Annotated in this window: 14 protein-coding genes; 2 read left to right on the top strand and 12 right to left on the bottom strand. The window is 59.8% G+C overall.

Annotation, left to right across the window (positions count from 1 at the left end):
• Nucleotides 1–91 precede the first annotated feature (91 nt).
• From LCH64_RS01825 to LCH64_RS01780, 10 genes are all read right to left on the bottom strand, one after another.
• Nucleotides 92–3,043 carry an autotransporter serine protease gene (locus tag LCH64_RS01825; RefSeq protein WP_226499295.1) on the bottom strand — a complete coding sequence of 984 codons (2,952 nt, stop codon included), beginning with the start codon at nt 3,041–3,043 and terminating at the stop codon, nt 92–94.
• A 190-nt stretch (nt 3,044–3,233) separates the two neighbouring features.
• A complete protein-coding gene (locus tag LCH64_RS01820) occupies nt 3,234–4,604 on the bottom strand; it encodes a TolC family outer membrane protein (protein ID WP_226499294.1) in 1,371 nt (456 codons plus the stop codon).
• 2 nt (nt 4,605–4,606) lie between these two features.
• Complete coding sequence (locus tag LCH64_RS01815) at nt 4,607–5,956, bottom strand: HlyD family type I secretion periplasmic adaptor subunit (protein ID WP_003225006.1); 1,350 nt, start codon at nt 5,954–5,956, stop codon at nt 4,607–4,609.
• Entirely contained in the window at nt 5,953–7,728 is a 1,776-nt protein-coding gene (locus LCH64_RS01810) for a type I secretion system permease/ATPase (RefSeq protein WP_003225008.1), read from the bottom strand. Before LCH64_RS01810 ends, LCH64_RS01815 begins: the two co-directional genes overlap by 4 nt.
• 171 nt (nt 7,729–7,899) lie before the next feature.
• The gene (locus LCH64_RS01805) at nt 7,900–8,322 is read right to left on the bottom strand and encodes an AprI/Inh family metalloprotease inhibitor (RefSeq protein ID WP_226499457.1); all 423 of its coding nucleotides are present in this window, start codon (nt 8,320–8,322) and stop codon (nt 7,900–7,902) included.
• A gap of 93 nt (nt 8,323–8,415) precedes the next feature.
• Nucleotides 8,416–9,879 carry a serralysin family metalloprotease gene (locus tag LCH64_RS01800; protein ID WP_103483485.1) on the bottom strand — a complete coding sequence of 488 codons (1,464 nt, stop codon included), beginning with the start codon at nt 9,877–9,879 and terminating at the stop codon, nt 8,416–8,418.
• Nucleotides 9,880–10,339: 460 nt separating this feature from the next.
• Nucleotides 10,340–11,425: a polyamine ABC transporter substrate-binding protein gene (locus tag LCH64_RS01795; RefSeq protein ID WP_226499293.1), complete on the bottom strand. Its 1,086-nt coding sequence runs from the start codon at nt 11,423–11,425 to the stop codon at nt 10,340–10,342.
• 55 nt (nt 11,426–11,480) lie between these two features.
• On the bottom strand, nt 11,481–11,825 hold the full coding sequence (locus LCH64_RS01790; protein ID WP_003225018.1) for a cupin domain-containing protein: 345 nt from the start codon (nt 11,823–11,825) through the stop codon (nt 11,481–11,483).
• Between the two features lie 31 nt (nt 11,826–11,856).
• Nucleotides 11,857–13,263 (bottom strand): FAD-dependent oxidoreductase, encoded by a 1,407-nt coding sequence (locus LCH64_RS01785; RefSeq protein ID WP_226499292.1) that lies wholly within the window; start codon nt 13,261–13,263, stop codon nt 11,857–11,859.
• Between the two features lie 52 nt (nt 13,264–13,315).
• Entirely contained in the window at nt 13,316–14,131 is an 816-nt protein-coding gene (locus LCH64_RS01780; RefSeq protein ID WP_226499291.1) for a helix-turn-helix domain-containing protein, read from the bottom strand.
• A 263-nt stretch (nt 14,132–14,394) separates the two neighbouring features.
• On the opposite strand from LCH64_RS01780, the gene LCH64_RS01775 reads away from it, so the two are divergent.
• Nucleotides 14,395–14,667, top strand: coding sequence for a DUF1652 domain-containing protein (locus tag LCH64_RS01775; protein WP_045122460.1), 273 nt, complete (start codon nt 14,395–14,397; stop codon nt 14,665–14,667).
• Between the two features lie 57 nt (nt 14,668–14,724).
• Here LCH64_RS01775 and LCH64_RS01770 read toward each other — a convergent pair whose 3' ends face one another.
• Nucleotides 14,725–17,199 carry a UvrD-helicase domain-containing protein gene (locus tag LCH64_RS01770; protein ID WP_226499290.1) on the bottom strand — a complete coding sequence of 825 codons (2,475 nt, stop codon included), beginning with the start codon at nt 17,197–17,199 and terminating at the stop codon, nt 14,725–14,727.
• Nucleotides 17,200–17,478: 279 nt separating this feature from the next.
• Here LCH64_RS01770 and LCH64_RS01765 point away from each other — a divergent pair, with 279 nt between their 5' ends.
• Complete coding sequence (locus tag LCH64_RS01765; RefSeq protein ID WP_003225024.1) at nt 17,479–18,174, top strand: pirin family protein; 696 nt, start codon at nt 17,479–17,481, stop codon at nt 18,172–18,174.
• 186 nt (nt 18,175–18,360) lie between these two features.
• On the opposite strand, the gene pgm is transcribed toward LCH64_RS01765, so the two are convergent.
• Nucleotides 18,361–20,007, bottom strand: coding sequence for a phosphoglucomutase (alpha-D-glucose-1,6-bisphosphate-dependent) (gene pgm / locus LCH64_RS01760; RefSeq protein ID WP_226499289.1), 1,647 nt, complete (start codon nt 20,005–20,007; stop codon nt 18,361–18,363).
• Nucleotides 20,008–20,093: the final 86 nt, after the last annotated feature.

The raw sequence follows: 20,093 nt of genomic DNA, 5'->3' as shown, positions 1-20,093 counted from the left end.
CTGGCGAATTTGCGACTGCTGCGCAGCCGAGCGGGAGCAAGCTCCCTCGCCACAGTTATGTGCTCCTACAGGGAGACGCGTACACCGTCCGTCAAAATTGCCAATTCAGGCTCAACCCAACCCCATGGCTCTTCTCGCGATTGGCCAGTTGCCCGTTGTAATCAAGGTTCACTCGCACGTCCTTGCTCAAGACCAGGCTGGCTTGCACACCGACCAGCGCCGCATCACGCACCAGTGGCGAACTCTCGACCGAGTACGGCGTGCTGCCGCTGGCAAAACGCAGATGTTGTTCAGATTCGATGTCGCTGAGGCTGTGCTGCCAGCCGAGATGCCCGCTCAGGTCCAGCGCCTGCTGATTCGACAGGTTGAAGCGCTTGACCGCCCGCACACCGAGCGTACTGAGCACCGCATCACGCTGGTCGCCAGAGCTTTTCAGCGCTGCCGCGTCACCCTTTTCGGTGAAGCCGTCAGTGTCCAGATGCACGTAAGCGAGGTTGGCGAACGGCTCCAGTGCCAGCGGTTGCAGGTTCAGCCGGTAAGCCGCTTCACCGAAGACCTGAGTGGTGGTCGCATCGACCTTGGCTTTCTGTTTGGCGCTGACCTCGCCGTATTGCAGATCGCGCTTCACATCGGCGCGATGCCAGCTGTAGGCCGCGCCGGTGCTCAGGCGCCACGCGCCGATTTCATGACCGGCGTAAGCGCCGAGGTGATAGCTGTCGACCTTGGCTGACGAGTGCGTGTCCGAGCCCATGTTCAGCGAGCTGTCGCTGTAACCGGTGACCAGACCGATGCGCGTTTGCTCGTCCAGCGCACCGTCAACACCGGCGAGCAAGCCACCGATCGAAGTGCTGTAGCGCGCCGTGTCGTTAGCGGAGTCGGTCGAACCCCAGGCACCGAGTGCCTTGATCCAGCCATTGCTTTGTGAGGCGCTGGCATCGTGCAGACGTTCGCCCACCGCGTCGCGCAACTGGCGGCTGTCATTGATCAGCATCGAACCAATTGCCGGGTAGATCTCCCCACTCAGTTGCTGGAAAGCTTGCTGCGCCGAGGCAGCAGACGCTGAGAGCAACAGGCTTTCGTACACCGAATTGCCAGCACCCAAACCTTCGACGGCAGCCGCTACGGCGCGCTGATTCGGGGTTTGCCCGACGCTGGCGAACGAGGTTGCATTGCGCTGGATGTCGAGCTGAATCGCGTTGGCCGCGTAGTCGAGGTTGCCACCGATGAACAGGTAGTCCGGCAGCACCGCTCCGAACCGGCCCTGAATGCCGCCAGCCGCTTGCAAAATGTCGTACGAGTGGCCGAGCAGGCTGCGGGTTTCAGTGGTGCTGAGCAGAGTCGGGCTGTTTTCCAGCCACAGGCTGACGGTGGCACCGTTGATGCTCACGACGCCGCCGGCGACGATGCGGTCGCTGCTGGTCGGTGACAGCTCCACCGCGTAGGTCGAGCCCGGGGCGAAGGTCACGTCACTGGTCACGTTCAAGGTGCCGATGGAGTTGCCGGGCGCCACACGGCCGCCGCTGTTGGCGAGCAACGCGCCGATGCGCCCGGAGCCGCCCAGGGTGCCGCTGTCGTTGACCGTCACCGCCGACGCCAGCGAACCGTTGACGCTCAACAAACCGCCATTGACCGTGGTCGGGCCGCGGAAGGTGTTGTCGCCGGTCAGCAGCAAACGCCCTGCTCCGGACTTGATCAGGCTGCCCTGATAGACCCGCGTCGCTGCTGCGGCATCGCGCGCCATACCGACCGCGTAGTCGGTCTGATCCTGCTGACTGGCGCCGGCCGCAATGCCGTTCTGCCAGCCCTTGTCCTGCAGGGTTTGCTGCCAGGCGCTGTGTTCGGCGAGGTCTTCGCGCTGACGCTGAATCAGTGCCTTGTCGGAGATGTCATTGCTCCAGACATCGCTTTGCCCGGCCGCCAGGTTGGCATCGAACGCGCCAAGCAACTGCCCCGGCCCGCGCATCGCCCGATTCAGGTTGGCCACGCCCCAGCCGACCCGCTCGGTGGGTGCATCGGTGACCGAGCCGTCGAGTTGCGTGGCGGTGGTCAGCAGCACTTCGAGCGCCTGCTGATTGTTCATGTACGGATAGCGTTCCATCACCAGCGCCAGTGCCCCGGTGGCGTGCGGCGCGGCCATCGAGGTGCCGGACTTGATCGCGTAATCGCCACCCGGAATGGTGCTGTCGATCTTCGCCCCCGGTGTGGTAATGCACCAGTATTTGGCGATGCCGCACTGGTTGTACTTCTGCTGATTACTCTGATCCAGCCCCGAGACCGCCAGCCAGTGGCCTTCGAGATCCGGCTGAAAGTACGGCAATGCCGAGCGCACGCTGGCGTTCGGATAGCCGCTGTTGCCGGCGCTGAACACGTTGATCACGCCACGGCGCGAGACGTCCGCCGCTGCATCGAGCCAGGTGCCCTGATTCCAGTGTTGGGCATAAGCGGCATGCAGATCGGCCAGGGTGCGATAGCTGACATCCGGCGGCTGACTGCCCCAACTGTTGTTGATCGCGCGCACGCCGGCAGCGGCCAGGGCGTCGTAGGCCGCTTTGAAATAGCGCGGATCGGGTTTCGGGCCGAAGAGGAAGCTGTCGTTGTTGTTGGTGTTGCCGACGTAGATTTGTGCGTTGTACGCCACGCCGTGCATGCCGGTGCCGTCACGACTCGCGCCCATGGTGCCGACCACGTGAGTGCCGTGGGAATCGTTGTTGGGGTTGAGGGTGCCGTTGACACTGAACAGCGAACCATCGACGTAACTGCCGGAGGCCAGCACCGGGTGATAGCGGTCGCTGGCGAACTCGGGATGGGTGGCATCGAAGCCGGAGTCGAGAGCGCCGATCTTCACGCCTTTACCGGTGATGCCGGCGGCGTAGGCCTGATCCGCCTGCATCCGCGCCAGGCCCCAGTCGCGCTGGAATTCGGCGCTGCGCCAACTGGCGGGATCGCCGGGCTTGCCGGTTTCAAGGTACTGCGCGTTGGCTTGCGCAATGGAAACTGCGAGCAACAGAGTGCCGACCGCTGCCGGCTTGATGCGTACGTCCATGTTCACCACTCACTTTTCTTATGTTTTTGTTATGACCCGTTTCGCCGGGCGAGCACTTCTTGAAATATCGAGCGAGTCTATTTGTGGCGAGGGAGCTTGCTCCCGCTGGCTGCGCAGCAGCCCAAAATCTTGTGAGCGCTACGCACTCAAGCGGGAGCAAGCTCCCTCGCCACAGGTTCGGTGCCAAGCATTAACGCGGGTTGCTTTTCGGGCCTTGTCCGAACGCCTCATCCACCCGCGCCAGATCCTGTTCGTTCAAGGTCCCCGCGTAGTAATGCAGCTTGGTCCAGGCCATCAAGTAGTCGTAGCGTGCCTGAGCCAGATCGCGGCGGGTGGTAAATAGTTGTTGTTCGGCATTCAACGCATCGAGATTGGTCCGCTCGCCGCCGAGAATGCTTTGCTTGGTCGACACCACCAGCGCTTCAGCCGAGGCCAAGGCCTTCTGGTACGCGCGCAGCTTGTTGACACCCGACAGGCAGGCGCTGAACTGGCGGCGCAATTCGATCAAGGTTTCGCGGGTCTTGCCGTCGAGTTCGTATTCTGCCTGCTCCATGCTGCGGCTGGCCTGACGGGTCGAAGCCGACACCCCGCCACCGGCATACAGCGGCACGTTGACTTCAAAACCGATGGTATTGGTGTCATAGCGCTGGTTATAGGTGTTGCCGCTGTCCGATTCAGTCTGGCGGATCGAAGCATAGGCACTGACTTTGGGCAGGTGCCCGGCGCGGTTGCGCTCCACTTCGTACTTGGCCACTTCTACCGCCTGACGCTGCGACGCCAGGTTCGGGTTGTTACTGATCGCCAGCTCGTGCCAGGTGTCGTAGTTGGCTGGCATCAGGGCGAAGGTCTGGAAATTCTGATCCAGTGGTGCCAGCTCGCTGATGTCCACCGTCGGCACGCCGACCAGCGCACCCAGCTCACGCAGCGCCGCGTCCTGCTCGTTGCGCGCCTCGATCTCCTCGGCGGTCGCCAGCTCATACCGCGACTCGGCTTCAAGGATGTCGGTGCGTGTGCCCTCGCCCTGCTTGAACATGTGTTCGTTCTGCTGGAACTGCTGCTCGTAGGCTTTCTTCTTGGCCTGGGCGATGTCGATCTGATCCTGGGCGAACAAGGCTTTGGTGTAGTTATCCAGCACCCGCACCAACAGCTCTTGACTCTTGCCGCGAAACGCCTCGTCGGCGAACAGCGACTGGGCCACGCCTTTGCGATACGCCGCATAGGCTTCGTAGTCGAGCAACGGTTGCTGCAAGGTCAGAGTCGAGCCGTAGCTGTTGTAGTTGCGGTCTTCGGTGAGGCTGCCGCGATTGGTCAGTTGCGTGGCCTTGGAGGTGTTATGACCACGGTTGTAGTTGTAACCCAGTCTCGGCAATAGCCCGGCGCGGCCGATGATGCGGTTTTCCAGGCCCGCGTCGCGCTCCTTGATCGCGCCGAGGAACACCGGGTCGTTGCGCAATGCCTGCTCGTAGATCTCGAATGGCCCCATGGCCGCCAGCGCGCTGTTTCCTGCGAGCAGCGCGAACGCTGCTCCCAACATCGAAAGCTTATTCATACAGCCGAACATCCTTATTCTTCGGTCAACGCGGAGCCGGCCCGATCGAGCAGCGGTTTGAACAGGTAGTTGAGCAGTGAGCGTTCGCCAGTGCGCACGAACATTTCCGCCGGCATACCGGGCTTGATCACCAGACCGTGAAGCTTCTCCATGGCCTGATCACTGACGCTGCTGCGCAACACGTAGTACGGCACGCCGGTTTTCTCGTCGACCATCTGGTCGGCGGAAATCAGACTGACCTCACCCGGCACACGCGGGGTCTTGCTCTGGTTGAACGCGGTGAAGAGGATATCGACCGGCAGATGCGTGCCGACCTTGTCGATCAGGTTGATCGGCAAGTGCCCTTCGACTTCCAAGGTGGTGCCTTGCGGGACGATCTCCAGCAGCGTTTCGCCCTGACGCACCACGGCGCCTTCGGTGTGCACGCCGAGGTTCACCGCCACACCATCGGCGGTGGCAAGGATCTCGCTGTGTTGCAGGTCGAAACCGGCAGAAGTCAGTTGTTCGGACAGGGTCACGCTTTTCAGCTGCGCGTCGGCCAGTTGCGTGCGCACTTCCTTCTGGTATTCCTCGCCATGCTGTTGCAGTTTCAGGCGCGACTCGAGAATGCCCTGCTCGACCCGGCCGCTTTCACCGGTGTTTTCCGCCAGTTGCTGTTGCACTTGCGACAGCTGCCGCTGGTACTCCATCAAGCGGTTGCGCGGGATGTAGCCGTTGTCCGCCAGCGGTTGCAGGTTGCTCAGTTGCTGTTGCAGCGAATCGGCCTGGGCATTGAGGTCGGTGCGCGCGCGTCGCATGCCGGCCAGTTGCGCGGTGGCACCTTCGATGCTGGCGCGCAGCCCGGCCTGCTCGCGGTAGAACGCTTCGCGGCGGCTGCTGAACAGTTGACGCTGACCTTCCAGCACCAGTGCCAGACGCGGGTCCGGGTCGTTGCTCAGCTCGGCGGGAAAGGTGATTTCTTTGAGGTTGTCGCGTTCGGCCTGCCAGCGTGCGAGGCTGGCCCACGCCATGCGGTATTGCGCCTGCAGCGACTGCACGTCGGCGGCGACCTGGGTCTGATCGAGGCGGAACAACGGTTGCCCCTGCTTCACGATTTCGCCTTCACGTACCAGAATCCGGCTGACCACGCCGCTGCTCATCGACTGCACAGCCTTGCGCTTGCCCGACACCACCACGGTGCCCTGCACTGGAATGCCTTGATCCAGCGGCGCCAGTGCGGCCCAGGTGAAGAAGCTGCCGGCGCCGACGATGGCCAGAATCCAGCCCATGCGCGCGAAGAATTTCGCATCGCGCTCCGGGCGCTCGGTGACGTACGCGTGTTCCATGGAGGCTTCGTTTTCAGTGTTCATGCTGGCGCTGCTCATACACCCGAATTCCTTGTCGTGGGCTGGTACTGCCGGCTCATGCTGAGCCCGCCCGGTGCCTGCGCAGATTTTTCCCGTTGTTGTTCCTGGGCGCCGGACAGCGCCTTGAGGACATCCTGACTGTTACCGAATGCCTGCAAACGACCGTCGTTGAGCACCAGCAACTTGTCGGCCTGGGCCAGTACCGAAGAGCGGTGCGTGACCAGCACCACGGTGGTGCCCTTGGCCTTGAGCTGGGCGATGGCGCTAGCCAGCGCGGCTTCACCAACGGTATCGAGGTTGGAGTTCGGCTCATCCAGCACCACCAGACTCGGATCGCCATACATGGCCCGAGCCAGAGCGACGCGCTGCTTCTGACCACCGGACAGACCACTGCCGTCCTCGCCCAGTTGCGTGTCGTAGCCCTGTGGCATACGCAGAATCATCTCGTGGACACCGGCCTGTTGCGCGGCAGCCACGACCTTCTCCGGATTGGCTTCGCTGAAACGGGCGATGTTCTCGGCGATGCTGCCGCTGAACAGTTCGATGTCCTGTGGCAGGTAGCCGATGTACGGACCGAGTTCGTCGCGGTTCCAGCGATGGATGTCCGCACCGTCCAGACGCACAGTCCCGCCAAGGGTCGGCCACACGCCGACGAGTACCCGGGCCAGGGTCGACTTGCCGGAACCAGAGGCGCCGAGCACGCCCAGCACTTCGCCCGCGCCGATGCTGAAGTTGACCATCTGCAGGGTCGCCGCGCGCTGCCCCGGAGGGCCGGCACTGACTTGCTCAAAGGCAATCTGGCCTTTTGGCGCCGGCAACGCCATGGCGTCATCGCTCGGCGGAAACGCCTGCAGCAACGAGTCCAGACGACGGTAGGCCAGCTTCGCCCCGCTCCACTGTTTCCACACGGCGATCAACTGGTCGATCGGGCTCAGCACCCGGCCCATCAGGATCGAACCGGCGATCATCATCCCGGCGGTCATGTCGCCCTTGATCACCAGCAACGCACCCAGGCCGAGCACCAGCGATTGCAGGCACAGACGCAGGGTCTTACTGATCGAGCTGATTACCGCGCCAGTGTCGCTGGCCTGATTCTGCAGGCCAAGGAAGCGCGAATGCACACCAAACCAGCGCTTGCGCAACGCGCCAAGCATGCCCATGGCCTGAATGGTTTCGGCGTTATGCAGGTGGCTGGTCGCCAGTTGGCTGGACTTCTGCGAGTAACCGGCAGCTTCGCCCAGCGGCTTCTTGGTCATGTATTCGTTGAGGCACGCCAGCGCGATCAGCAGCAGCGCCCCAGCGGTGGCGAGCACGCCCAGCCAGACGTTGAACAGGTAGATGACGAACAGATAGACCGGAAACCACGGAGCGTCGAAAAACGCAAACAGCGCCGGTCCGGTGACGAATTGGCGAATATGGGTCAGGTCGCCCAGCGATTGCCCGGCGTTACCCTCGCCCTTGAACAGGTTGCGTTCGAACGCCGCCTGATAGACCCGCAGGTTGAAGCGGCGCTCCAGTTGGCTGCCGATACGGATCACGATGAAACTGCGCACTACCTCCAGCATGCCGATGAACGCAAAGAATCCAACGACCATCAAGGACAGCATCGCCAGGGTGGTTTCGTTCTGCGAAGACAGTACGCGGTCGTAGACCTGCAGCATATAAATCGAGGGCACCAGCATCAGCACGTTAATCAGTGCAGTAAAGCACCCGACGCTGATCAGAATGCCTTTATAGTCACCCAAAGCCTTGAATAAGGGAGCGGTGGCTGGGGCCTTCGCCATCTTCATTGATTCTTCCTGAAATGATAGATCCCGCCAGACTTCGGCGAGCGCTCAATTAATGTTCCGCTTACCTGCGAAGATGTTTTGCAAGTACCCGTTTACAATTCAACAACAACTGCCACGATCATTTATAACGTTCAAGCACTGCCTTATATTCAATCTGGCTTAGTTGAGTGTTTATTTCGCCGCGCGTTGGAGTGTAACAATCAGGCCCGACTTCAAAGTACTGGAATAGCGCCCGTCACTTTGTCGGCTGAAAAACACGATTCTTGAACCTTCCTTGCCGGTCACAGAAATTCCGTCGGGTTCCGGAAACCAGCCGATGGGCGAATCTTCCAGCCATGCGCCCAGGCATTCAGCGCCCTTGCCAACGGTCTGATTGGCTTGCAACTCGAGAGCACAAGTGTTCGAAGGCTTGTCCTGCAGCTTTTGCGCTTCGGGCGCATCATTGTTGGCGCTCAACGTCGCCTGCCATTGCCCGGCAAAAACCGATGGATCTTCAAGTCTGAGGCTGCTTGCCATGGTTGTTTCTCCAGAAATCATGATGAACGCCGCCGAAAGCCACGCCATTGCCTTGTAGGTAAAAGCTTTATAGATCATGAGAATATTCTCTCCGGCACGTAGCCTTGCCCAGCGGCCAGGACGATGCAAGTAAAGAAAGCGGCGCATCGAGCGCCGCTTTCCCGTTTCACATCACGCCACGATGTCGCTGGTCGCTGCCTGGCCAACGGTGCTGACCTGGAAGTCCGCCACGCCGTGCCCGGAGAAGTCCACCGACAACAGGCTGTTGCCGCCCGACGAAGTCAGGATCGCGTCGCCGGCTGCACCGGTGAAGCTGTTGACGAAGTGCAGGCCGGAACCGCCGGTGATAGCGCTCAGGTCGATTTTGTCCAGACCGCTGACGAAATCGAGGATCTGATCGATGGCACCCGGCTTGGAGTCGGAACTGGCGGCGAACACGAAAGTGTCCGAACCTGCGCCGCCCCACAGTTTGTCCGCACCACCGGCGCCGTAGATGATGTCGTTGCCGGCACCGCCCTTCAGCTCGTTGGACGCACTGTTACCGATCAGCAGGTCGTTGCCCGAACCGCCGATGGCGTTTTCGATGGTCACGCCCTTGGCGATGGACACGTTACCCACCATGCCACCAACGTCGGAGAACGAGGCTTCATTGAGGTTGATCTTCTGGTTCTGGGTGAAACCCGAGAAGTCGAAGGTGTCCTTGCCGCCCGCGTCCCACACCGAGAACACCAGCTTGTCGCTCGACGACGAGGCGCTGAGGAAATCGCGCCCGGCGTTGGAGTTGAAGCCGTAGGTGGTGTCACCGGCACGGGTGCTCATATTGGCGCCGTACAGCTTCTGGATCGCCGCAATGTCATCCATCAACGGGCCGGAGGCATAGGCTTCCACACCGCCCTTGCTGAAGTTCTGGGCGGTGTTGCTTTCGCTCCAGTAGCTCATGAGGCTGTAACCGCGGGTGTCCTGACCGTAGGACGCATCCTTGTAGGTCGGGTTGCCTTCGCCGGCGTTATAGTCGCCAGGGTGAGACAGCCCCAATGTGTGGCCGATTTCGTGCGTCAGGGTCTGACGCCCGTAATTGTTCACCCCCGGGGTTTTGTTGACGTCGTAGCCACTGCCGGTCAGATACCAGGATTGACCGTCATAACCAGGCTCGGTGCCTGGCAGGAAAGCAAACGCCGCCGCACCTTCCTGGCCACCGCTGTAGTTACCGAAGGTCATGTGACCGTCGCCACCTTTAGCAGCCTCGGTAAACGTGACATTGGCGACGTCAGCCCAGGATTGCATGGCGAGCACGGCCTGAGCTTTTTGCAGGGCACTGAACTGACTGAAACCGGTGACACCCAGGCCGCTGAAGTTGGCGGTTTTGGCGGTCAGAAAGGTGTAAGTCAGTTCGATCTTGCCGCTGTTGTCGAGATCGTGCCAGGAAGCACCGTCACGCAACAGTTGAGTAGCGGCTTGATCCACCGAGAAGGAGGGTTTGCCATTGACCGTGAGGTTGCCGCCACGATCGTACTGATGGCTGAAGCTATTGATCTGGTTCCAGGCGGAGCTGGATGCAGCCAGAGACTGCGCTGCGCCGACAGGTACGAATGTATCTGCGGTGATATCAATAGCGTTAGCTTTTACTTTCGACATAAACACACTTCCTTGTTTAGCAATGGAACAGTTTTTGTCAGATAGCGACAATCCCTGGCGAGATCGTCCTATCACTCGCCCAATGAAGGCGTAAGAAACCTGACACAATTTGAAATCTGTCGTCTAGCGTTTTTTTGAGATCAAATTGAACTGTTGCGTAAAACTGCCGAAAACAAAGCCTGCGGGGTCGAAAGATTGTTTTACCGGGCATCACCACGCCCAATTGTCTGACGATTTTCTATTTAAATATTAAATATTGGTAAGTTGTTTTTTGTTAGACGCGTCTCACTTTCCTGCACTCTATTAGTGCAATGCCAGTGTATTGATATCAAATAAAATGCTGCGCTGAAAACACATTGTGGGAGCGGGCTTGCTCGCGAATGCGGCTTATCAATCAACATAATTGCTGACTGAACGGACGCATTCGCGAGCAAGCCCGCTCCCACAGGAATGAAGTGAATCAACTACCCGTTCGAATCTTGTTCCACACCCGCGTACGAATCCGGTCGATGTTTAGCGGCATCGCCTCCAGCGCAAACAGCTTGCCCATCATCTCCGGGCTCGGATAGACCTTGGTGTCGCTCTTGATAGCCGGGTCGATCAGAGTGTCAGCCTGCTCGTTGCCGTTGGCGTAGTGCACGTAATTGCTGATGCCGGCCATCACGTCCGGGCGCAGCAGGTAGTTCATGAACGCGTAACCGGCCTTCTCGTCCGGCGCATCGGCCGGCATGGCGACCATGTCGAACCAGATCGCCGCGCCTTCCTTGGGAATCGCGTAGCCGATGTCGATGCCGTTCTTCGCTTCCTTGGCGCGGTTTTCCGCTTGCAGGATGTCGCCGGAGAAACCGACCGCCACGCAGATGTCACCGTTGGCCAGGTCACTGGTGTATTTCGAGGAATGGAAGTAGCTGACATACGGCCGCACTTTCATCAGCAGCGCTTCGGCTTTCTTGTAGTCCTCGGGGTTCTTGCTGTGCGGCGGCAAGCCGAGATAGTTGAGCGCCGCCGGCAGCAATTCCGGGCCGTTATCGAGGATCGCCACGCCGCACTTCTGCAGTTTTTCCATGTACTCGGGCTTGAAGATCAGATCCCAGGAGTCCACTGGCGCGTTGTCACCCAGCACCGCTTTGACCTTGGCGATGTTGTAGCCGATACCCGTGCTGCCCCACAGGTACGGGAAACCGTGCTCGTTGTTCGGGTCGTTGACCTGCAAGGCCTTGAGCAATACCGGGTTGAGGTTCTTCCAGTTCGGCAACTGGCTCTTGTCGAGCTTCTTCAGCGCCCCGCCCTGGATCTGCCGGGCCATGAAGTGGTTGGACGGGAACACCACGTCATAACCGGATTTACCGGTCATCAACTTGCCGTCGAGGGTCTCATTGCTGTCGTAGACGTCATAGGTGACGCCGATGCCGGTGTCTTTCTGAAAGCTTTTCGTGGTGTCCGGCGCGATGTAATCGGACCAGTTGTAAACCTTGACCGTCTCGGCGGCATGGCTGATGGAGGCGGCCAGCAGCAGCGGCGCCAGAGCGAGGGTTTTCTGGATCATGAGGTGATTCCTGTAGTGGCTATTTTTGTTGGCAGGCAATCAAAGGATCAAACAATCAGAAAATCAGCACGTAGGTCTTGCGCACGGTCTCCTGGATATCCCAGATGCCGAGCGTATTGGCCGGCAACATCAGTGCGTCGCCACCTTGTATGTGCAGGGTTGCGCCGCCGTCGTCCGGGGTGAACGTGCAGCGGCCAGAAATGAAATGGCAGAATTCCTGCGCGGTGATCTGCCGACGCCAGCGCCCCGGGGTGCATTCCCAGACGCCGGTTTCGACGCCGTCGTCGCGCTCGACGCTGGTGGTCGAGGCAATCGCGACCGGCTCACCGAGTGGCACGGCGACCGGGTTGGACTCGTCCAGTTGCAGAGTGGCGGTGTTCTTGAACTGCGTAATGCTCATGGTGAGACCTGTCTTGTGAAGAAAACGGCGGTTAGTGCATGAAACCTTCCATGAACCCAGCGACCTGACTGGCCAGCTTGCGCCGCCACGGTGCGCTGGCCGGGTTGGCCAGGGTCTGGTCTTCGTGGACGAAACTTTTGATGATCGCGTTGTAACCGAGCCAGCGGCACGGCTCCGGCTCCCAGGCGCGTAGCGCATGAATTCCGCCGTCCGGCAGCACCCACGGCTGATGCACCAGTTCGGTATCACGCTCAAGAATCAGATCGGCCAGGGTGCGGCCGCCGAGATTGCTGGCACCCACACCCTCCCCGCCATAACCGCCGGACAGCGCAATGCCATTGGCGCGATCGCAGAGCATGTGCGGCTTGAAATGCCGGGACATGCCGAGGTTGCCGCCCCAGGCGTGGGTGATCTGCACGTTTTTCAGCTGTGGGAACAGTTCGCCGAACAGATAGCGGCGCAGCTCGACTTCATCACGGGTCAGATCGAAGTTGTGGCGCAGTTTGCCGGCGAACTGATAACCGCCGCGGGCGCCGAAGATCAGGCGGTTATCGGCGCTGCGCTGGCCATAAGTGACCTGACGGCTGAACTCACTGAAAGCCTGGCCACGGTTGAGGCCGATTTCATCCCAGGTCGCTGCCGACAACGGTTCGGTGGCGACAATCAGGCTTTGCACCGGCAACTGATAGCGGCCCAGCGGCGGCAACGTCACCGAATAACCTTCGACGGCTGGCACGATCCAGCGACTGCGCACACTGGCCTTGGCCGTGCGCAAACTGCCGGACTGCCAGTGCGTGACCGGGCTGTTTTCGTAGATTTTCACGCCCATGTTCTGCACGGTGCGCGCCAGACCGCGCACCAGTTTCGCCGGGTGAATGGTCGCCACATGCGGCGCATAAATCCCGCCGTAGGGTTTTGCCACGCGAATCTGTTGCGCCAGTTGCTCGGGGCTGAGCCAGCGATAATCGTTGTCGGTCAGGCCCTGAGCACGCAGTTTGTCCAGGTATTCACGCAGGCTGGTTTCCTGCTCCGGATAGCGTGCGGCGCAGTACAGCACCCCGCCTTTGCGGTAATCGCAGTCGATGCCCTCACGTTCGAGCACAACTTCCACTTCATCCGGAATGCTGTGCAGCAGATCAAACGAAGCGCGGCGTTGTTGTGGCGAGAGCCCGGCAAGCAGTCGATCCTCGCCCAGCAGGTTGCCCATCAGCCAGCCACCATTGCGCCCGGACGCCCCGAAACCGGCGGTTTGCGCCTCGACGATGGCGATATCCAGACCGGGAGCGAGTTTTTTCAGGTAGTACGCGGTCCACAGCCCGGTATAACCAGCGCCGATGATTGCCACGTCGACATCCAGATCCTGCTCCAGCGCTGGCCGCGCGGTAAGCGGCTCGTCGAGTTGATCCATCCACAAACTGATAGTGCGCCACGCCGGCATGCAAGACTCCGCCACTGAAAACCTTCGATGGCGCCGATCCTAGTGCGTGCCTTCAGCGAATGTCTTGCGCGCGTGCCCGCAAAGAAATTTGTTTGGCGTAAGCCTTGGGGGATTGGCCGGTGTGCTGGCGGAAACAGCTGTAGAACGCTGACAGCGAGTTGAAACCGGCCGCAAACGCCAGCTCGTCGATACGCAGCGGCGGCGTGGCCTGATCCAGTGACTTGAGCAAGTGCTGCAAGCGTGCCTGGTTGACGTAGCGATAGAAGCTCTGGCCCAACACCTGATTGAGCAGATAGGAAATCTGATTGCGGCTGTACCCGCACTCCTTCGCCACTCGTTGCAGGTCCAGTTCCGGATCGAGGTACGGCTGCTGGCGTTCGAAATACTGCTGCAGATCCTCGGCCATGAAACTGATCTGGCGCGGCGACAAGCCCAGGCGACTCACCGCCGGGCGCTGACTGGGTGCAACGGCACCGTTGGTTTGCGCACGGACCAGTGAAGCGTATTCGTTGACCCGCCAGATCAACCCGTCCTTGACCGTGATCGCTTCGCTGGAGCGGAATGACACCAGCCCGTCGCCGCCGCGCAGGGTCACTTCGTACTGAATGAACGCAGTGTTGCCATCCACGCGGATCCGGTCGCAATGCTCCAGCGCTTCGTCGGATTCTCGCGGCATGCTCACGCGCACGTACTCGCGCAGTTCGTCGAGGCCGAGGACCCGGTTCTGAAAGAAATCGTTGTACTGAACGTCCGGGTGATACAGCGCCATGACGCTGTCCAGATCGCGGTGTTTCCAGCTCAGGTGATAGCGCATGACCGTGGCGGCCGTGGCCGGGGTCTGTTCGGGGCCGTCATCGTCGGCGTGCATAAAGGGCTCGGCGCAAAAGAACCGAGCTTGCCCAACTTCATGAAAACGATCAACGAGCAAACGGTAGTGGCCTTTTGGCGATCACTGATCAGGGCGTGACTTACATCAAAAAACGCGAAGCAATCGCAAAATGAACTGAAAAATCTCACAGAGATTTCACATCCGGATGCTACTTTTAACGTCACTGACCGGTTGAGCCAATGAAGACTCTTCCCACCTAACATGAGCAAAAGGAAGCGCTCGATGAAGAAGGCGGGCAACACATGAATAAAGCTTCGAGCAAAGTCACCTTTCCCAACGCGTGCCAACTGATGCGCTGGCACTTTCATCCCATGGGTTTCGAAGCAACGATGGATGCACCGGGCAGCATGATTGCCCGTCTGTTTGATCGTGCCAGCGGCGAAACCATGATCGCTATCGCCGGCATTCCATGTGCCACGGTGATGAACGCGGCCGATGTCGAGCGCATTATCGAGGCCGTAGAGGATGAGCTGGAGGCATTTATTCCTCCGGAATCTTTCAGGAGTTACGCATAAGTTGTTGTTTTAATTAAAAAAGCCCGCCGTAAATGCGGGCTTTTTTGTGCGCGGCGGTTACCCGGTTTTTGCTTGCGAGCGGTGATCGACAAAGAACGCCTTGCCTTGCGCGACCCGATCGGACGCCCTCGGCATGTTTACTGCCTGGTTGTCCTGCGGCTCGACGTACCAATAGCAATGGCTGACCGCCCGAGTGATGCCGACATAAGCCAGACGCAGGATCTCGTCCTTTTGCGCCGTGTCATAAGGCTCGCTGTCACCGGCCTTGCCCAGCCCGGCCATGCGGTACACCTGATTCTTGTACGGCGAACTGGTCAGGTGCTGGCAATCACCGAGCAGGAACACGGCGTCGGCTTGCAGACCTTTGGCGCTGTGATAGGTCAGTTGCTTCAGACGTCGAGCCTCGTACGGCAAGCTCGAATCCACATTAACTACAGGCTGTATATGCTGCTCTATCAATGACTTATCACTGCCTTTTCGATAAAGCATCAAGATTGAATCACCGCGATTGTAGTGTTCGGCCAGGCGCTGACCCAAAGCCTGATCATCGCGCTCGAGCACATTCACCGGCTGCAATGCCTTGGCTGCGCCACTGGCCTTGGCCTTCTTGCCCGGAATTGCCGGCGCGGCGCGGACGATGTGTTCGGCAGCATCGATGATGTGCTGATGGCTGCGGTAATTGTCACTGAGCATTACCCGCGTGGTGCTCGGCGACGGGAACTCCTTGTTGAACTCCATGAAGTAACTCGGCGAACTGCCCCGCCAGCCGTAGATCGACTGCCAGTCGTCACCCACGCACAGCAACGACGAACGCTGTGCGCCCCGCCCGACATGCATGGCCGGGCCACGACTGCGGATTTCCGCAAGGCTGGCGCGGATCCACGAGACGATTTGCGGCGATACGTCCTGAAACTCGTCGATCATCAAGTGCGACATGGGCCGCAGCAGCTCATCACTCAGCAGCTTGAGATTTTCCGGGGAGTGTTCGCTGAACAGCGCGAACATCCGGTTGTAGGTCATCACCGGCGGCTTCTGATCGAGCAAATGATCTTCCAGGGCACGCCAGAACAGGCTCAGCGCCTCGAAGAAAAACCGATCCGGATCATCCTTGGCAAAACTCATACGACCGACAGCGTCCGGCACATCCAGCCCGAGGTTTTCGATGAAACCGGCCGCCGCGACAAAACAGTCCAGCAGCGGCGCTGAGACCAGCTCACCTTTGACCTTGTAATCGAACCCGGGACCCGCACTCGCATCGCCGGCCAACGTCGACAGAACCCGCTTTGACATTTCATAACTATCCAGCCAAATCAATGGCTTACGACAGAAAGCTTGAAACAGAGTGCGTTTTACAGCCCACTCGGCGCGCACGCTGAGCTTGGCGTTGGGCCGGCAGATCTGCGGGTTTTCCCGGGGATCGAAGCCAAGCACCACCCAGGCATCGAGGCTGGGGATGTAGCCATGACAATGAAAGGTCGAACCGTTGATCTCGAACGTCTGCCGGTTGGGCTCAATGCCTTTGATCGGCCAGGCACCGGCGCGAAACCACAGGTCTTCGATGGCGTCGCACAGTTCTTCGTCGCGTTTGGACGCCAGTTCAGTCACCGCCATGCGCTTCTGTACGTCCGGGTGATCGCGCTCCAGTTCCTTCAACTGCAAGGCAGCCTTGGCCAACGGCTGAATCAACGGGCGAAAACGCTCGTCTTCATTGAATAACCGGTGGTAGCAGGCGTTGAGCTGCTGGCGCTGGGCATCGTTGATCCGCAGATCGAACGGGTTGCTGTCGACGTCCTCGTCAGCCCCTTGTGGTCGATTGCTGAGGTTTTCAAAAGCCTGCAAGCGCTCGAAGCCCGGCAGGCTGCGAACCATCGGCAGAATGCGTGAGTGAAAGGTCCGCACCAGTTCCCGCGCCTGTTTCAGACTCAATTTCTGGCCCCAGAGCGCGAACATCTCGATCAATTTATTGATGAAATCCTTGCGTGACTCGCGAGTGAAGGTCACCACGGTCATCGAGTCGAGTTCAAAGCCCAGATAATGCGTGAGCAACAGAATACGCAGCACCAGCGTCGTCGATTTACCCGCACCGGCCCCGGCAATCACCGAGGTTGAGGGTGTATCACTGAAAATCATCTTCCATTGCGCGACGCTTGGCTGGGCGTGCTCGGGCAGCAGGCGTGCCACATCGGCCTTCATGCGTTTTTTCAGTTCGGCGCTGAGTGGCAGACGCCAATCATCGAACAGATGGTTGTCGACGCTCGGCGGACGATGCTCGGTGCTGCGGCTGTCACGAATCAGCAGGACCTGGCGACCTTCCTCCAGCCCTTCGAGTTTTCCTTCTTTGAATCCGTACTCCACACCCGCGGTGTGCCCGCTGCGAAACCCGTCAGCCTGACCGTGCAGCCAAGAGGCACGGTGCTGGGCGCGCAAACGCGTCAGGCCATGGCCGAAGAAGCGCGCGGCCAGACGTTTGAACCAAGGCATCTCGGCCAACGGACGAAGTTCGGGAGGAAGATCGGGAGTGTGTTGCGCCACGCTGATGGGCTCCAGTGTGTGAGGCTGTTGGGGGCTATGGTGTCTTTATTTGCCCATGAGTTCTAGCGAAATGCTTACAGGTCATTGGTTTAGGCGATGAACTGAAAGTTGGGTGAGATCGTTTCGAGCCTGCTTCCCATCAACAGATTCGATGACAATGCCGCACTTTTTACGCTTTTTCTCGATGATTGACTGAAGGATGATGCCCGTCATTAACCAACGGTCTCGCTTCGTGGCTCTGGCGTTGCGCCCCATGACGAACCTTTTGAGGAGACGATCATGCTTGAACTCAGACCTTTCAACACGCTGGGCGGCGCTCATCACGGCTGGTTGGATGCCCATCACCACTTTTCGTTCGCCGAATACTACGACCCGCAGCGCATGAACTGGGGCAATCTGCGGGTGTGGAACGATGATGTGATCGCCGCCGGCACCGGGTTCCCACAACACCCGCACCGTGACATGGAAATCATCACTTACGTACGTGAAGGTGCGATTACCCACCAGGACAACCTTGGCAACAAGGGCCGTACCGAGGCTGGCGACGTACAGGTCATGAGCGCCGGTACGGGCATCGCTCACAGCGAGTACAACCTGGAAGACCAGGAAACGCGGATTTTCCAGATCTGGATTCTTCCAACCGAAACCGGCGCGCCACCATCGTGGGGCGCCAAACCGTTCCCCAAAGGCCAGCGCGAAGGGTTCGTGACCCTGGCCAGCGGCAAGGACGGTGACGACCAGAGCCTGCGCATTCGCGCCGATGCGCGGCTGGTCGCGGCGAATATCAAGGCTGGGGAAACGGCTGAATATCGCCTGGATGCCGGACGCCGAGCCTATCTGGTGCCTGCCACCGGTTTGATTGAAGTCAATGGCTTGCGTGCGCAAGCTCGAGACGGTGTTGCTGTGGAACATGAGTCGGTGCTGACCGTGACCGCGCTCGAAGACAGCGAAATCGTGTTGGTGGATCTGGCTTGATGGCCTGAACTGCAGGCGAAAAAAAGGGGCGACCGTCATGGTCGCCCCTTTTTTGTAACCTTTGTGGCGAGGGGATTCATCCCCGATTGGCCGCGAAGCGGCCCTTCTTTACCGTTGGAGCGGACTGCTACGCAGTCCATCGGGGATGAATCCCCTCACCACAGAAAGAACTCACCTCCCTGAAGATCACTGGGTGCTGATTGCGCCATCCACCAGCGTTTGCGCTTCGGCCACCAGTTGCTTGAGGTGATCGTCGCCAATGAAGCTTTCGGCGTAGATCTTGTAGATGTCTTCAGTACCCGAAGGGCGCGCGGCGAACCAGCCGTTTTCGGTCATCACCTTCAGGCCACCAATGGCCTGATCGTTGCCCGGCGCGTGGCTGAGAATGCTCTGAATCTTCTCGCCTGCCAGCTCGGTCGAAGTCACTTGCTCCGGCGACAGCTTGCTCAGCAGCGCTTTCTGCTCAGGGTTGGCTTTGGCATCGACGCGCACCGAGAACGGTTCGCCCAGTTCATCGGTCAGGGCGCGATAGGCCTGGCTTGGATCACGGCCGGTACGGGCGGTCATTTCAGCCGCCAACAACGCCGGAATCAAACCGTCCTTGTCGGTGCTCCAGACGCCGCCATCCTTGCGCAGGAACGAAGCGCCAGCACTCTCCTCGCCACCAAAACCCAGCGAGCCGTCAAACAGGCCATCTGCAAACCATTTGAAACCGACCGGTACTTCGTACAGACGACGTCCCAGACGCTTGGCCACGCGATCGATCAGACCGCTGCTGACCACGGTTTTACCCACGGCGGCATCGGCGCGCCATTGCGGACGATTCTGGAACAGGTAGTCGATGGACACCGCCAGGTAGTTGTTCGGCGCCAGCAGACCACCCGAAGGGGTGACGATGCCATGACGGTCGTGATCCGGGTCGCAGGCGAAGGCCACGTCGTAACGTTCCTTGAGACCGATCAAACCTTGCATGGCATGGCTGGACGATGGGTCCATGCGGATCTGCCCGTCCCAATCGACCGTCATGAAACGGAAAGTCGGATCGACCTGCTTGTTCACCACGTCCAGATCAAGACGGTAATGCTCGGCAATCGCCGACCAGTAGCGCACCCCTGCTCCGCCCAGCGGATCGACACCCAGACGCAGCTTGGCGTCACGAATGGCATCGAAGTCGATCACGTTGATCAGGTCAGCGACGTAAGTGTTGAGGTAGTCGTGACGGTGAGTGGTGCTGGCCTTGAGCGCCTGCTCGTAGCTGATGCGTTTGACGCCGGCCAGTTTGTTGACGAGCAGTTCGTTGGCCTTGGCTTCGATCCACTTGGTGATGTGGGTATCGGCCGGGCCACCGTTGGTAGGGTTGTATTTGTAGCCACCGCTTTGCGGCGGGTTGTGCGACGGCGTAATCACGATGCCATCCGCCAGGCCCGAAGTGCGGCCACGGTTGTAGCAGAGAATGGCGTGCGAAATCGCCGGGGTTGGCGTGTATTCGTCACCTTCGGCGATCATCACGGTCACGCCGTTGGCCGCCAGCACTTCCAGCGCGCTGGCCCCGGCCGGGGTCGACAGAGCGTGAGTATCAATGCCCACAAACAACGGGCCATCGATGCCTTGGGCTTCGCGGTACAGGCAGATCGCCTGGCTGATTGCCAGAACGTGCCACTCATTGAAACTCAGGTCGAAGGAGCTGCCGCGGTGCCCGGAAGTACCAAACGCCACACGCTGGGTGGAAATCGAAGCGTCCGGTTGGCCGGTGTAATAAGCCGTTACCAGTCGCGGGATGTCGACCAACAATTCTGCCGGTGCCGGTTTGCCCGCAAAAGGACTGATAGTCATGCAAAACCTCTGAAATAGAGTGGTTCAGGAAATACAGCGCAGTTTACTGGCAGTTTGACCACAGCGCGACGGGATCTATCCGACAG

The sequence above is a fragment of the Pseudomonas sp. MWU16-30322 genome, from assembly GCF_020515535.1.
Classification (GTDB): Bacteria; Pseudomonadota; Gammaproteobacteria; order Pseudomonadales; family Pseudomonadaceae; genus Aquipseudomonas; species Aquipseudomonas fluorescens_H.
This window is presented reverse-complemented; position numbering and strand designations above follow the sequence as displayed.

Coding starts and splice junctions, on each gene's coding strand:
- LCH64_RS01825 (WP_226499295.1), bottom strand. CDS start 3,043: ATGGACGTACGCATCAAGCCGGCAGCGGTCGGCACTCTGTTGCTCGCA.
- LCH64_RS01820 (WP_226499294.1), bottom strand. CDS start 4,604: ATGTTCGGCTGTATGAATAAGCTTTCGATGTTGGGAGCAGCGTTCGCG.
- LCH64_RS01815 (WP_003225006.1), bottom strand. CDS start 5,956: ATGAGCAGCGCCAGCATGAACACTGAAAACGAAGCCTCCATGGAACAC.
- LCH64_RS01810 (WP_003225008.1), bottom strand. CDS start 7,728: ATGAAGATGGCGAAGGCCCCAGCCACCGCTCCCTTATTCAAGGCTTTG.
- LCH64_RS01805 (WP_226499457.1), bottom strand. CDS start 8,322: ATGATCTATAAAGCTTTTACCTACAAGGCAATGGCGTGGCTTTCGGCG.
- LCH64_RS01800 (WP_103483485.1), bottom strand. CDS start 9,879: ATGTCGAAAGTAAAAGCTAACGCTATTGATATCACCGCAGATACATTC.
- LCH64_RS01795 (WP_226499293.1), bottom strand. CDS start 11,425: ATGATCCAGAAAACCCTCGCTCTGGCGCCGCTGCTGCTGGCCGCCTCC.
- LCH64_RS01790 (WP_003225018.1), bottom strand. CDS start 11,825: ATGAGCATTACGCAGTTCAAGAACACCGCCACTCTGCAACTGGACGAG.
- LCH64_RS01785 (WP_226499292.1), bottom strand. CDS start 13,263: ATGCCGGCGTGGCGCACTATCAGTTTGTGGATGGATCAACTCGACGAG.
- LCH64_RS01780 (WP_226499291.1), bottom strand. CDS start 14,131: ATGCACGCCGACGATGACGGCCCCGAACAGACCCCGGCCACGGCCGCC.
- LCH64_RS01775 (WP_045122460.1), top strand. CDS start 14,395: ATGAATAAAGCTTCGAGCAAAGTCACCTTTCCCAACGCGTGCCAACTG.
- LCH64_RS01765 (WP_003225024.1), top strand. CDS start 17,479: ATGCTTGAACTCAGACCTTTCAACACGCTGGGCGGCGCTCATCACGGC.
- pgm (WP_226499289.1), bottom strand. CDS start 20,007: ATGACTATCAGTCCTTTTGCGGGCAAACCGGCACCGGCAGAATTGTTG.